Source organism: Niastella sp. OAS944, from assembly GCA_024809215.1.
GTDB lineage: Bacteria > Bacteroidota > Bacteroidia > Chitinophagales > Chitinophagaceae > Niastella.
The window spans coordinates 221,220-235,304 of record JANUBW010000007.1; the positions used below are offsets into that span (position 1 = coordinate 221,220).

Annotated in this window: 11 protein-coding genes; 9 read left to right on the top strand and 2 right to left on the bottom strand. The window is 43.7% G+C overall.

Features of this window, described 5'->3' with window-relative positions:
• Positions 1-364: 364 nt before the first annotated feature.
• Both GGD38_RS25335 and GGD38_RS25340 read left to right on the top strand, forming a co-directional pair.
• A complete protein-coding gene (locus GGD38_RS25335) occupies positions 365-1,324 on the top strand; it encodes a G8 domain-containing protein (RefSeq protein WP_375296807.1) in 960 nt (319 codons plus the stop codon).
• A 208-nt stretch (positions 1,325-1,532) separates the two neighbouring features.
• On the top strand, positions 1,533-2,138 hold the full coding sequence (locus tag GGD38_RS25340) for a MarR family winged helix-turn-helix transcriptional regulator (protein WP_375296806.1): 606 nt from the start codon (positions 1,533-1,535) through the stop codon (positions 2,136-2,138).
• Between the two features lie 110 nt (positions 2,139-2,248).
• Here the strand turns inward: GGD38_RS25340 and mce are convergent, their stop codons facing one another.
• Entirely contained in the window at positions 2,249-2,656 is a 408-nt protein-coding gene (mce, locus tag GGD38_RS25345) for a methylmalonyl-CoA epimerase (RefSeq protein ID WP_375296805.1), read from the bottom strand.
• Positions 2,657-2,944: 288 nt separating this feature from the next.
• Here mce and GGD38_RS25350 point away from each other — a divergent pair, with 288 nt between their 5' ends.
• From GGD38_RS25350 to GGD38_RS25380, 7 genes are all read left to right on the top strand, one after another.
• The gene (locus GGD38_RS25350) at positions 2,945-4,111 is read left to right on the top strand and encodes an IscS subfamily cysteine desulfurase (protein ID WP_375296804.1); all 1,167 of its coding nucleotides are present in this window, start codon (positions 2,945-2,947) and stop codon (positions 4,109-4,111) included.
• Between the two features lie 180 nt (positions 4,112-4,291).
• Positions 4,292-4,624, top strand: a complete 333-nt coding sequence (locus GGD38_RS25355) for a HesB/IscA family protein (protein WP_375296803.1) — start codon at positions 4,292-4,294, stop codon at positions 4,622-4,624.
• 642 nt (positions 4,625-5,266) lie between these two features.
• On the top strand, positions 5,267-5,992 hold the full coding sequence (gene gldF / locus GGD38_RS25360; protein ID WP_375296802.1) for a gliding motility-associated ABC transporter permease subunit GldF: 726 nt from the start codon (positions 5,267-5,269) through the stop codon (positions 5,990-5,992).
• Between the two features lie 15 nt (positions 5,993-6,007).
• Positions 6,008-7,717, top strand: a complete 1,710-nt coding sequence (gene gldG / locus GGD38_RS25365) for a gliding motility-associated ABC transporter substrate-binding protein GldG (protein WP_375296801.1) — start codon at positions 6,008-6,010, stop codon at positions 7,715-7,717.
• A gap of 194 nt (positions 7,718-7,911) precedes the next feature.
• Positions 7,912-8,904 carry a TerC/Alx family metal homeostasis membrane protein gene (locus GGD38_RS25370; RefSeq protein ID WP_375296800.1) on the top strand — a complete coding sequence of 331 codons (993 nt, stop codon included), beginning with the start codon at positions 7,912-7,914 and terminating at the stop codon, positions 8,902-8,904.
• 13 nt (positions 8,905-8,917) lie between these two features.
• On the top strand, positions 8,918-11,410 hold the full coding sequence (locus tag GGD38_RS25375) for a bifunctional UDP-N-acetylmuramoyl-tripeptide:D-alanyl-D-alanine ligase/alanine racemase (RefSeq protein WP_375296799.1): 2,493 nt from the start codon (positions 8,918-8,920) through the stop codon (positions 11,408-11,410).
• Between the two features lie 227 nt (positions 11,411-11,637).
• On the top strand, positions 11,638-12,321 hold the full coding sequence (locus GGD38_RS25380; RefSeq protein WP_375296798.1) for a lipoprotein signal peptidase: 684 nt from the start codon (positions 11,638-11,640) through the stop codon (positions 12,319-12,321).
• A 200-nt stretch (positions 12,322-12,521) separates the two neighbouring features.
• Here the strand turns inward: GGD38_RS25380 and fumC are convergent, their stop codons facing one another.
• On the bottom strand, positions 12,522-13,919 hold the full coding sequence (gene fumC / locus GGD38_RS25385; protein ID WP_375296797.1) for a class II fumarate hydratase: 1,398 nt from the start codon (positions 13,917-13,919) through the stop codon (positions 12,522-12,524).
• Between the last annotated feature and the right edge of the window lie 166 nt (positions 13,920-14,085).

Consider the following 14,085-nt stretch of genomic DNA (forward strand, 5'->3'; position numbering starts at 1 on the left):
CCCTTTTCAAAGCCATTTCCGCCATTTCAACCCTTTGGCAAGGCGGTACTTGTCATCTGGGAGCCTATTCCCTTGTCAACTCGTTATTTTGTTAACTCGTCAACTACACCTACCAACCCTTAAATAATTCCACCTATTGTAAAATTCTTCCATGTTTGGGAAAGTTTTGGTGTAGCCGGACAAGGTTTCCTATTAGGAATAAATATTTTTTTGAGAATTTATTACACATTAAAATTCCTTTGATAATCATTTTATTGTAATGTGTTTGACCGGTTTCGGGTATCGGCTTCTCCCAATGTTTTCCCCATGCCAGAAAAAACAGGTACGTGTATTGAAAACAATAAGCCATAAAACTGTTTATCCCATGAAGTCCGTACTCTCCATCCTATTCACCCTGTCAATGGCTTTTGGCCTTAAGGCAAATATAATAACCGCCGCCGGCAATGGTAGCTGGACAACTCCCTCAACCTGGAGCCCGGCAAGGGTACCAGCAGATGGCGATACCGTCATAATTCCTCTCGGAGATTCTGTGGCATTAACTGACGATATTTCGCTTGATAAGGTAAGGTTAAGAGTACTCGGAAAATTTAATCTGACCAGTAATGCTAAACTAAGGTTAGATTACCGAAGTGTGGTAATTATAGAATCGGGAGGAAGATTAATAGGAAGTGGTGCCAACGATCAGTTAAGAATTGATAACACCACCATCTTTAAAGGAAGCGACCCGGATGTTGTAGGATACGCTTATGCCGATGATGCAACCGGCGGTTTTATAAGTGGCACCCTGCCCGTGGTATATGAAACATTTTATGTAACCGCGCAAGGCACAAACAATCAGATAAGCTGGAGCACCAGTAACGAGATCAACAATAATTCCTACGCAGTTGAAAAAAGTACCGATGCCCGCACCTGGAAACAAATTGCCACAGTAGCTGGTGCAAATAGTTCTTCTTTAGTTAACAAGTATAGTTATACCGATAAAGGTAGCAAAGATGCCGTAGTTTATTACCGCATACGTCAGGTAGATATGAATGGAACTGCCTTTTACTCTGCCATTCGTAGCCTGCGCAATAACGAAGCAGCTGCAGTAACAAATGTGTACGCTTCTTCAAACCAGACAGTGATCATTGATTTCAACAGCGATATAAAAGATAACGTTTCCATACAGTTGATAAACATGGGCGGACAGGTTATAGTGCGTAAAGAATTCAGTAAGGCTTCTTACCGGCTCACCGTAAATACGATGGGCGCCGGCTCTGGTGTGTATGTTGTACGAATTAGTGATAGCAAGGGTTGGAGCGAGGTTAAGACAATAATGTTGTAGGTTTAAATGGTCCTCATATTAGGTAAACAATAATGGTTCCGCTGTATCTACAGTGGAACTTTTTTTATTTATTAGGGTTATTTTTTAACGTAACCGGCGCAGTTACAATCTTTTCGATCTAACGGTCTGTTAGCGGTATGGGTTATTAGCGCTACTTGTATTATATTCACCGTGTTAAGTCAGTATCTTTAAAGCGAATTGCTTCGTCATGTCGGCATTTAACCCGGAACGTCATATTACCAATGTAGACTACAAGATAGTGGCTGCTTTGGAGAAAATATCTGAAGTGTTCAGGGTTTTGTTGTGGATGGAAGCGAAGGAGCATAAGCTGAGCCCCATACAAATGCAGCTGCTTATTTTTATCAAATACCATAATGATGATAAGCAGCGCCGCATAGCCTCTATGGCCCGGGAGTTCAATATGACCAAGGCCACTATCAGCGATTCAATAAAAGTGCTGGAGCAAAAAGGTTTGATCAAGCGGGCTGATGATGTGTATGATTCGCGCAGCTTTAATTTTTCGCTTACCGATCAGGGAAGTAAGTTAACGGGCATGATCGAAAACTTTACCCTTCCGCTCGATGGTGCTATTTCAACCATGTCGCCCGAAAAAAAAGAGCAATTACTTCTTTCAGTGCTTGAACTTGTACACCGGTTGAACAAAACAGGTATCATTTCTCCCCAACGCATGTGTTATAACTGCTACTATTACAATGGCGACAGGCAGCAAACGCATTATTGCAACCTTATGCAACAAGCGCTTGCCGTTGATGAATTACGGGTTGAATGTCCCGAGCATAAAATGGGACAATAGACAATAAGCAATGGGCAATTGACAATTGATTTCCCAAAGCTCATCAGCCTGCCAAATAATCGAGCACTCCGAAGTTCGGCAACCCTTGCATATTGCTAATTGTCCATTGCCTATTGATTTTTTCTTTCCATACACAGTTCAATCAACACCCCATTGGTGGTTTTGGGATGAAGAAAACAAACCAGTTTATTATCGGCGCCGGGTTTTGGTTTTTCGTTCAACAGAACAAAACCTTCTGCAGCAAGCCTTTTCATTTCGGCTTCTATATCGGCCACCTCAAAGGCTATGTGGTGAATACCCTCGCCTTTTTTATCAATGAACTTAGCTATAACCCCTTCAGCATTACTGCTTTCAAGTAACTCTATTTTTGTATCGCCGGTTTTAAAAAAGGCGGTAGATACCTGCTCGCTTTCTACCTGTTCGGTTTTGTAACACGAAGTATTGAGTAGTTTTTCAAACAGGGGCACCGATTGCGCTAACTCGCGAACGGCGATTCCAATATGTTCAACTTTCAGCATAGCAGGGCGTTATATTATTGTAGTCAACAAAGTTAAGAGTAGTGACTTATAAAATACAGAGAATCAGTTGCAAGTTGCAGAGGTACAGGTTTCAGGTGCCGGTTACCCTACATAGATTTAGCTTTCACTTGTAACGTGAAACCTGCAACCTGTATTTGTATTTCCCCGGAACAGGCAACCGGTAACGGGTAACAGTTCCTTAAAATCCCAAAGCCTAACCTCTGAAACCTGCAACCTGTAACCTGCAACCTGTACCCCGAAACTTGAAACCACTTAATTTTGTATTCAATGCTTAAGCTACCCATATATCTCGATCACAATGCCACCACACCCTGCGACCCGCAGGTGATGGAGGTAATGATACCTTATTTTACCCAACTGTATGGTAATGCCGCCAGCCGCAGCCACTCCTTTGGCTGGCAGGCCGAAGAGGCGGTGGATTATGCCCGGGAGCAGCTGGCAAAACTGATAGGTGCCGAACCAAAGGAAATTATTTTTACCTCAGGCGCCACCGAAGGCGATAACCTGGCTATAAAAGGTGTTTTTGAAATGTATGCCGTCAAAGGCAATCATATTATTACCTGTGTTACCGAACATAAGGCCGTGCTCGATACCTGTAAGCATATTGAAAAACTGGGTGGGCAGGTTACTTATTTGCCGGTAAATAAAGAAGGGCTCATAGATCTGCAACAGCTCGAAGCTGCCATAACCCCCCGCACCATTCTTATAGCCATTATGTATGCGAATAATGAAACCGGCACTATTCAACCCGTAAAAGAAATTGGTGCCCTGGCTAAAAAGCATGGGGTATTGTTTTTTACCGATGCTACCCAGGCGGTTGGTAAAATACCTGTTGATGTTATAAAAGACGATATTGACCTGCTTACCTGCAGCGCCCATAAAATGTATGGGCCCAAAGGCGTGGGTGCTTTATATGTAAGGCGAAAAAATCCCCGGGTAAGGTTAACTGCCCAGCTCGATGGGGGCGGTCATGAAAAAGGCATGCGTAGCGGAACATTGAATGTGCCAGGCATAGCTGGTTTTGGCAAAGCGGCCGATATATGCCGCCAGCAGTTGGAAACCGATGGCAAACGGATGAGCCAGTTGCGCAATAAATTAGAGAAAGCCCTGCTGCAACTGGATGGTACTTATTTGAACGGTAGTAAAACCAACCGGTTACCCCATGTGGCCAACATCTCATTTAACTTTGTAAATGGCGATGGGTTAATGATGGGGTTGAATAAAGAAGTGGCCTTATCATCGGGCGCGGCCTGTACCAGCGCTTCTATGGAGCCCAGTTATGTATTAAAAGCCCTGGGAGTAGCCGATAACCTGGCGTACAGTTCATTGCGCTTTTCAATTGGGCGTTATACCACTTCTGAAGAGATTGACTTTGTAATAGAGAAAGTTATGAAGGTTGTAGGAGAGTTGAGAGCAAGTCAAATAGCAAATTAGCTAATGTGCTAATATGCCAATGTGCTAATGCTTTCATTCGGGTTCCCTAAGTAATAGGAAATTGATTAATTTTAAACAATTGAGCCGCTTTAGTGTTATTATGCTAAGTCTGTTTATAAGCTAATTTTTAAAGTTCGCATTGATTATTAGCATATTAGCCCATTATCAAATTAGCAAATTATGATTTACGTCAGCGATAAAGCAAAAGAAAAAGTATTGAACCTGATGCAGGAACAATCTCATTCACCTGAAGCCGGTTATTTTTTACGGGTATCGGTGGTAGGCGGCGGCTGTTCGGGCCTTAGCTATAAAATGGATTTTGACAACGAATCCAAAAAGGGCGACCAGGTTTTTGAAGACAACGGCATTAAAGTGGTTACCGACCTAAAAAGCTTTTTGTACCTGGTAAACACCACCCTCGAATTTTCAGAAGGGCTGAATGGTAAAGGGTTCTATTTTAATAACCCCAATGCCAGCCGCACCTGCGCCTGTGGCGAAAGTTTCTCTGTGTAAATAATAAGTATAAAATATTGTGAGCCCCTTCCGGTTTCGGGAGGGGCTTTTTCGTGTTTGTACCGTACCAGGTTAACCTTAAGAACATACGTACTATGTGCTAAAGCAGTACCATCTCCGTGTTTAACACGGACTTGGTACGGAGATGGTACGGACTTGGTACGGACTTGATATAAAGTTGGGGTTAATAAAGTACGGCTCAAACCTTAAGGAATGTGCCTGGGTTTGAACCGAAGTAGATGAGAAAGGCAGGTGGTGAAATTGAAATTCCCGGCAGGGAAATACAGCTGAAAGCCTAAAGCTGAAGGCTGAAAGCAAATACAGTTGCCAGCTTTTGGCGAAAACCGGAACGCTGAATTATGAGCCTGGTGAAATTAATAGGCGCTGTGCATTGGCTCCTTTAGGGGTAGGGGTGTAGGGTAGGCCTTAAAAATAAAAATCCCCCGTTTTATCGGAGGACTTTTTATGCAGTAGGTTTCGGCTATTTTATGATTGAACAGAAATAAATAGACTTGAACCGGTTGTGATCTTTTTCATAGATAATTGGTAAAGTGTTGATGCAATATAATAAAAAGGCCGACAAACGCGTCATATAGCGGCATCTTTTATTTGCATATACTTATAATCACTTATTTTCGCCCCATGTGGTCTGTTTGTAAAAAAGAATTCCGGCAGTTTTTCAGCAGCCTGACCGGCTACATTGCCATCGTCGTATTTCTTTTATTAAATGGTTTATTTCTTTTTGTATTTCCCGATACCAATATCCTTGACTTCGGTTATGCCACCCTGGAAAAATTCTTTGAGCTGGCCCCCTGGATATTGTTATTGCTTATTCCTGCTATCACCATGCGCAGTTTTGCCGACGAATTTAAAGGCGGCACGTTCGAAATATTACAAACCAAGCCGCTTAGCCGCTGGCAACTGGTTTCGGGTAAGTATTTCGGTTCGTTGGGCGTGGTGCTCATTGCATTGGTTCCCACCATCATATACCCCATTAGCATAAGCCAGCTGGCAGCAGCAGGCGGCGGTATCGATATGGGCGGAACCCTTGGTTCGTACATAGGCCTTATTTTTTTGGCTGGTGTATTTGTGGCCATAGGCATTGCCTGCAGCAGCCTAACCAATAATGCGGTAGTAGCATTTATAGCCGGCGCCTTCCTTTGTTTTGTATTGTACAGTGGGTTTAATGCCGTAAGCCGAATTCCGGCGCTGCAATCGGGGGCCGATTATTATATCGAAATGCTGGGCATCGATTTCCATTACCGCAGTGTAAGCCGGGGTGTGGTAGATAGCCGCGACCTGATGTATTTTCTCAGCATCACCCTTTTCTTTTTAATTGTTACCAACCGCAATTTGTTGAAACGATAATCCTGGAAAAACACCATGAACAAAATTCTGGCTTCAAAACTATGGTGGCTGTTTTTGCTGATCGTACTCGTAGGCTTTAACTACCTGGCATCAGTAGTGCATACCCGTATTGACCTTACGCAGGAAAAAAGATATACCCTTTCGCCTGCTACCAAAAAATTAATAAAAGGCCTACACGATAAAGTTACCGTCACCGTATTCCTTAGTGGCGATATGCCGGCCGGCTTTAAAAAACTCAGCAACAGCACCAAGGAAATGCTGCAGGAGTTTAAAGAACTGGGTGGCAGCAATATTCAGTTCAAATTCGAAAAACCAGGCGAGGGACTAAGCGATACAGCCAAAGAAAAAATGCAATTGCATTTAGATAGCCTGGGGCTTAAGCCCACCAACATAAAAGTGCAGGCAAAGGCGGGCGAGGCCCAGGAAGAACGTTTGGTTTATCCCGGGGCGCTTGTTAAATACAGAGATCGTGAAGTGGCCATAGACCTGTTGCAGGGACAGGATATGATGGGTGGTATTCAATCGCTGAATAATGCCGAAGCATTACTGGAATATAAAATGGCCCGTTCAATTCAAAAGATCACGGCCGATACCGTACCCGCCATTGGTTACCTGGTTACTAGTGAAAATCAGCTTAACTATAATGTATTCGATCTGGTCGATCGTACCCTTAGGCAGGAATACCGCTTTGGTTTTGTACCTATTGACAGTGTGCCGGTAATACCAACCGTTTTTGATGCGCTGGTAATTGTAAAACCTATTACGCCGTTCACTGAAAAACAAAAGCTGAAAATAGATCAGTATGTAATGCAGGGTGGAAAAGTATTTTGGCTTATTGATAAATTATATGCCGAAATGGACAGCCTGATGCGCTCCCACAGCGATTTTGTTGCCTACGACCGCAACCTCAACATCGATGATCTGTTGTTCAAATACGGCGTTCGTATTAATGGCGATCTGCTGCAGGACCTGCAATGCGATAAAATACCGCTGGTAGTGGGTAATTATGGCAGCCAGCCGCAAATGCAACTGATGCCCTGGCCTTACTTCCCCACATTATCATCGTATTCGAACCACCCAATTGCAAAGAACCTCGATAATGTATTGTCGATCTTCCCAAATTCATTAGATACTATAAAGAACAACATCAGGAAAACAGTGCTGCTGGCCAGTTCAGAACGAAGCCGCACGCTCAGCACCCCGGCCATTGTAAGCTTAAACAGTATTAAAACAGAAGAAGACAAAAAGACCTTTAACCAGCCCTTTGTTCCGGTGGCGGTATTGCTCGAAGGCCGCTTTACATCTCTGTATACCAACCGCTTGTCGACCGGCATGTTAGATACGCTGGCCGGTATGTATAAACAGCCTTTCAGGGCGGCAACAGAAAAAGAAAGCAAAATGATCGTTGTTTCTGATGCCGATATTGTAACCAATGTTGTTACCGCCAAAGAAGGGCCGCTGCCTATGGGTTACAACCAGTTCACCAATTATCAGTACGCCAATAAAGATTTCTTTCTCAACTGTATACAATACCTTACCGATTCATCGGGCATTTTAGAGACCCGCTCAAAGGATTTCACCCTGCGCCTGCTCGATCCGCAGAAAACGGAGGAAGACCGCGTGCAATGGCAATTGCTGAGTATAGGCTTACCTGTGGTACTGGTGTTAGTTTTCGGTGTTATTTATCAAGCTATTAGAAAAAGAAAATATCAGGGGAAGAAGTAGTTACCGGTTACCAGTTTCCGGTTTCCGGGCCTTGAAGTTTCAGATTTTTGACTATTAATCGGCCTTCTGCACCGGCGCCTGGCAACCGGCACCCGGTAACTGGAACCTGCTACGGATGCTTAGAAGCAGAGCGACACAATCCATCAGCCAGTAATCCTAAACTAGCCTTATCTTTGCCGACCATTTAATTAAGCATGAGCACTGAGCAGATCACGTTTTTAACATTCGGCAGTTTATTGGTATTGGCATTGGCGTTCGACCTGGGCTTACTTAGTAAAAAAACATCCCATGTAACCATCAAAAAGGCCTTGTGGCAAACCGCATTCTGGGTTTCGCTTGCCCTGGCTTTCTTTGTTTTTGTATGGGTGCAAAATGGTCACGAAAGGGCCATCAAATATGTGAGCGCTTATTTAATGGAGTGGTCGCTGAGCATTGATAATATATTCGTCTTCATTCTCATATTTGGGTCTTTTAAAGTAAAAGAAAAATTTTACGGCCGGGTATTGCTCATAGGGATCCTAATGGCCATCATTTTCCGCATAATTTTTATAGCTATTGGCATAGAGCTGGTAGAGCGGTTTCACTTTATTCTATACATATTCGGCGCCTTTCTGGTGTACACCGGTATCAACATGTTCAGAAGTAAACATAATGAAGATGAAGAGCCGAATATGGAAAGTAATAAAGTGTATAAATTATTGAAGAGGGTATTACCGCTAACACCCGAAGATGGTGACGGTAAATGGAGCATCAGAAAAGACGGAAAGAAATTATTTACCAGCCTGTTTGTTGTAGTGATCATGCTGGCTACCACAGATATTGTTTTTGCGCTTGATAGTATACCAGCCGTATTTACCCTGGCCGAAGGTGATAAGCTGGTTATTTATACTTCCAACATTTTTGCGGTATTGGGTTTGCGCTCGCTGTTCTTTTTATTGCGGGGCGCCAGCGATAAATTTGCGCATTTGCAACATGGTATTGCCATTGTGCTGATCTTTATTGGGTTAAAAATGTTGTTAGAAGACCTGCTGATAAAATACGGTGGCATTAAAGAAATTCCTATATACGTTTCCCTGCTGGTAATAGTTACCTGTATTCTTGCTTCAATCATTTATTCAATCAACGTAAGTAACCGCACCCTCGAAGAAAAAAAGCCAGATGCAGGTATAGACCGGGAAATTCACTGATCAAATTAACCGGGTGAAATACTTTATTGACAACATTGCTTCTATCATAAAAGCAAAATGGCTGGTTCAACACGATAATGCGTTGATAGAGCAATTGCTTATTGACAGCCGTAAACTTATTTTTCCGCAAAGTTCATTGTTCTTTGCCCTGAAAGGTCCGCGCCGCGATGGGCATACGTTTATAAACCAGTTGTACCAAAAGGGTGTTCGCAACTTTGTGGTAAGCGAAGCTGTGGATGTAAGCGCTCTTTCCGGTGCTAATGTGCTACAGGTAAGCGATCCCTTACAGGCATTGCAAAACCTGGTAGCTGCACACCGCAAACAGTTCAGTTTGCCGGTAATTGGCATTACCGGCAGTAATGGTAAAACCATTGTAAAAGAATGGCTGAACCAGTTGCTTGAAGAACAGTATACCATTATACGCAGTCCCAAAAGTTATAACTCGCAAATAGGCGTACCATTAAGCGTATGGCCATTGAACGAGCAGCATGAGCTGGCCATTTTTGAAGCCGGTATTTCACTGCCCGGTGAAATGGAACAGTTACAAAAGATCATTCAACCTACTATTGGTATTTTTACCAATGTAGGCGAGGCGCACAGTGAGGGATTTGTAAATGTGCGGCAAAAGGTGAATGAAAAACTGCAATTGTTCAGGCATGTTGAAACGCTTATTTACTGTCAGGACGATCATGAAATAAACAGTGGCGTTGCCGCCGTATGGCAACAGCTGCCCAGCAATAAACGCTTTGAAATATTTAGCTGGAGCATGGTAAGCGAAGCCACCCTGCAAATACGCACGGTGTATAAAGAGGGGGTCAAAACCACCATTACCGCCAGTTATCACCAACAGGAGATAAGCATTGAAATACCCTTTACCGATAATGCTTCGGTTGAAAATGCCATTCATTGCTGGTGTGTGATGCTGCATTTAAAAGTGCCGCAGGAGGTTATCGTTGAGCAAATGCAGCAGCTGGGCCCCGTGGCTATGCGATTAGAACTGAAAAAAGGTATTAACAACTGTTCTATCATCAATGATAGTTACAGCGCCGATCTTAGTTCGTTTACCATTGCACTCGATTTTTTAAGTCAGCAACAGCAGCACGAAAAGAAAACAGTAATTCTCTCCGATATTTTACAAAGCGGCCGCTCAGAAAAAGACCTGTATGCCGAGGTTGCGCGATTGCTGCAACAACGCCAGGTAAGGCGGTTGATAGGTATTGGGGAGCGCATATCGCATAACCAGAATATTTTTCAGGGAGCCGGTATTCCGGAATTGGCGTTTTATTCGTCGGTAGACGCTTTTATAAAAGAGCTGATGCATACCCCCTTTAAAGATGAGACCATACTTTTAAAGGGCGCCCGGGTATTTGAGCTGGAACAAATAGACAGGCTGTTGCAGCAAAAAGTACATCAAACGGTACTGGAAATAGATCTTACAGCCGTTGCCCATAATTTGAAACAGTTTCAGCAATTGTTGAAGCCGGCCACAAAAATGATGGGTATGGTAAAAGCCTTTTCGTATGGCAGCGGTAGTTATGAAATTGCCAATGCGTTGCAGTTTCATCGTATTGATTATCTGGCTGTGGCCTATGCCGATGAAGGGGTTGAATTGCGTAAGGCAGGTATTAACTTACCTGTAATGGTAATGAACCCCGAGGAGTCGACCTTTGATGTGCTGGTGCAATATAACCTGGAGCCCGATCTGTATTCGCCCGGCATTCTACACTTATTTGAAGAATACGTTAAAAAACAGGGCATACAGCAATACCCGGTACATATTGAACTGGAAACAGGAATGAACCGGTTGGGATTTTCAATGGCTGAATTGCCTGTGCTGACAGATTCACTTCGTTCACCGTTCTTTAAAGTGCAAAGCGTATTTACGCATCTGGCATCGAGCGAAGATCCGCAACACGATGCCTATACTAATGAGCAAGGTGAGTTGTATTTAAAAATGGCCGAACAACTGCAGGCTGTTCTTTCTTACCCATTCATACGCCATGTGGTGAATACCGCTGGTATCGTTCGCCATCCTAAATGGCACCTCGATATGGTGCGGTTGGGAATTGGTTTGTACGGCGGCGATAGCAGTGGTGAGGGCGGCTTAGACCTTAGGGAAGTTAGTACCCTAAAGTCGACCATTGCGCAAATAAAAGATCTGAAGGAAGGCGAAACGGTAAGCTATGGGCGCAGAGGTGTTGTAACAAAGGATACACGCATTGCTACTGTGCGTATAGGCTACGCCGATGGGTATCCCCGCCGGTTGGGTAATGGGGCTGGCAAAATGCTGGTAAACGGTCACCTGGCGCCGGTTATAGGAACGGTGTGTATGGATATGACCATGATCGATATAACAAATATTTCACATGTTGAGGAAGGCGATGAAGTGATTGTTTTTGGGGGCGCATTACCGGTAAAACAGGTGGCGCATTGGGCGCAAACCATTCCTTATGAACTGCTTGCCGGTATTTCACAAAGGGTGAAAAGAATATATTTTGAAGAGTAATATAGTGGAGACCTGTAAGGTCCATCACTGAGTTCTGCACAATTAAAATGCTATATTGGACCTGGCAGGTCGACCTGTCAGGAGCGCGTCATTTGACCGTTTTGGCAAAATTCTAAAGCGCACCTTACAGGTCTTGAAAAAGTGAAAAAACCGCTCATCATTAGAAGTGGGGGCCGGCCGGTATGGAACTAATAAAACCTTATCTTTGGAAACTAAATTTACGCGTAGTGAAGATTAGAACAGTTGCCCTGGTAATACTAGGAATAATAATCGCCGATCAGGCTTTAAAGATATGGGTGAAAACCAGCATGAGCTATGGTGAACAGATCTTTTTGCTGGGCAGGTCGTTACGACTGTATTTTATAGAAAATGAAGGTATGGCCTGGGGTTGGAAGTTTGGTGGCGACGGCGGCAAGCTGGCCCTCACTATTTTCAGGCTCATTGCAGTGATCTTTGGTGTGTACTACATCCGCAGTATTATCCAAAAGAAGTACCATCGTGGTTTTATACTTTGCGTGGCTATGATCTTTGCCGGTGCGCTTGGTAACCTTATAGATAGTATGTTCTACGGAATGATCTTCTCTGGTAGTGGCGATGGGCAGCCTTTGGCAACCATGTTCCCACATGGCGGCGGTTATGCCAGCTTTTTACATGGTAAAGTGGTTGACATGATCTATGCACCAATCATTGAGAACAAAATATTACCCTCGTGGATCCCTTTCTGGGGTGGTGAACGTTTTACTTTTTTCTCACCCATCTTCAATATCGCCGATGCATCCATATCAGTAGGTGTTATTTCAATACTGGTGTTTCAAAAACGATTCTTCAAAAAAGGTTTCCTCGAAGAGTCGCCTGTTACTTTACCAAAGGATGAAATGAAAGACACCGTGAAAGTTTATAGCGATCAATAGAAATAAAGAGCTTACTATATAAGATGCCGAAGTATATGCTTCGGCATTTTTTGTTTATAGTAATGAGCCTAAAGCTGAAAGCCCAAAGCCGAAAGCGAAATACAATGTGTATTTGCTTTAGGCTTTAGCCTTTTGGCTTTAAGCTAAAAAAGCCACCGTTATTCACGATGGCCTTTTTGAAGTATTTAGTTTCAATCTAATCAGATCTTTCCAACCATATCTTTTGGAATAACCCATTCGTCGAATTCAGCAGGGGTAACGTAACCCAGTTTCACTGCCATTTCTTTAAGGGTAGTACCTTCTTTATGGGCTTTTTGTGCAATTTCGGCTGCTTTATAGTAACCGATCTTGGTATTGAGTGAAGTTACCAGCATCAGTGAGTTATCAACGTGCTTTTTAATGTTGGCTTCAATAGGCTCAATACCTACGGCACATTTATCATTAAAGCTTACACAACCATCGCCAATAAGACGGGCGCTGTGCAGGAAGTTATAGATCATAACGGGTTTGAACACGTTCAGTTCAAAATGGCCGTTGGCGCCGCCAATGCTAATGGCAACGTCATTACCCATTACCTGTGCAGCGATCATGGTCAATGCTTCGCACTGAGTTGGGTTTACTTTACCAGGCATGATAGAAGAACCGGGCTCGTTATCGGGAATGAACAATTCGCCGATACCGCTGCGTGGGCCCGAAGACAGCATACGAATATCGTTGGCTATTTTCATAAGGCTTACAGCAACTGTTTTCAACGCACCATGCGCTTCAACAATAGCATCGTGTGCAGCCAGTGCTTCAAATTTATTTTCAGCAGTAACAAAAGGTAAGCCGGTGAGTTTGGCAATGTGTTTGGCTACATTCTCTGAATAGTTAGCCGGGGTATTAATGCCGGTTCCAACAGCAGTACCACCAAGGGCCAGTTCGCTCAGGTGCGCAAGGGTGTTCTTAATGGCTTTTAAACCATGATCGAGTTGTGATACATAACCACTGAACTCCTGCCCTACGGTGAGCGGCGTAGCATCCATAAAGTGCGTACGGCCTATTTTCACCACATGCATGAACTGTTTGCTTTTTTCCGCCAGGGTATTGCGTAATTTTTCAATACCGGGGATAGTGGTTTCGATCAATATTTTATAAGCCGCAATGTGCATTGCGGTAGGGAAGGTATCGTTCGACGATTGTGATTTATTTACATCGTCGTTGGGGTGAAGGAATTTTTCCTTGTCGGTCAATTTTCCACCTTTCATAACATGGCCACGGTAGGCAACCACTTCATTTACGTTCATGTTACTTTGGGTACCGGAACCGGTTTGCCAAACTACCAGGGGAAAATACGCATCGAGTTTTCCTTCCAGGATCTCATCACACGCCGCACCTATTACATCGCATTTTTCTTTAGGCAGAACACCCGCTTCGAAGTTGGTGATGGCCGCCGCTTTTTTCAGGTAAGCAAATGCCCGGATGATCTCTTTCGGCATTTTATTGATATCCTGTGCAATTCTGAAGTTGTCAATACTGCGCTGAGTTTGTGCGCCATACAGGGCATCGGCAGGCACCTGCACTTCTCCCATGGTATCTTTTTCTATCCGGAATTCCATATTATAAAATTTGCGCAAAAATACGGGTGAAAGTTGAAGGATGGATGGGGGAAGGGGTTCCTGCGCATTAAGATTTGCTGTGGAAAGCAGTTTTTCCTTTATTCGAAAGTGAGTGGGTTCCCGGTTTCCGGTTCCCTAATTTCGAAACTCTCGCCAAAAGGCAGAC

Excerpts from the sequence above, each read along its gene's own strand:
- GGD38_RS25335 (WP_375296807.1), top strand. The coding sequence starts at position 365 with ATGAAGTCCGTACTCTCCATCCTATTCACCCTGTCAATGGCTTTTGGC.
- GGD38_RS25340 (WP_375296806.1), top strand. The coding sequence starts at position 1,533 with ATGTCGGCATTTAACCCGGAACGTCATATTACCAATGTAGACTACAAG.
- mce (WP_375296805.1), bottom strand. The coding sequence starts at position 2,656 with ATGCTGAAAGTTGAACATATTGGAATCGCCGTTCGCGAGTTAGCGCAA.
- GGD38_RS25350 (WP_375296804.1), top strand. The coding sequence starts at position 2,945 with ATGCTTAAGCTACCCATATATCTCGATCACAATGCCACCACACCCTGC.
- GGD38_RS25355 (WP_375296803.1), top strand. The coding sequence starts at position 4,292 with ATGATTTACGTCAGCGATAAAGCAAAAGAAAAAGTATTGAACCTGATG.
- gldF (WP_375296802.1), top strand. The coding sequence starts at position 5,267 with ATGTGGTCTGTTTGTAAAAAAGAATTCCGGCAGTTTTTCAGCAGCCTG.
- gldG (WP_375296801.1), top strand. The coding sequence starts at position 6,008 with ATGAACAAAATTCTGGCTTCAAAACTATGGTGGCTGTTTTTGCTGATC.
- GGD38_RS25370 (WP_375296800.1), top strand. The coding sequence starts at position 7,912 with ATGAGCACTGAGCAGATCACGTTTTTAACATTCGGCAGTTTATTGGTA.
- fumC (WP_375296797.1), bottom strand. The coding sequence starts at position 13,919 with ATGGAATTCCGGATAGAAAAAGATACCATGGGAGAAGTGCAGGTGCCT.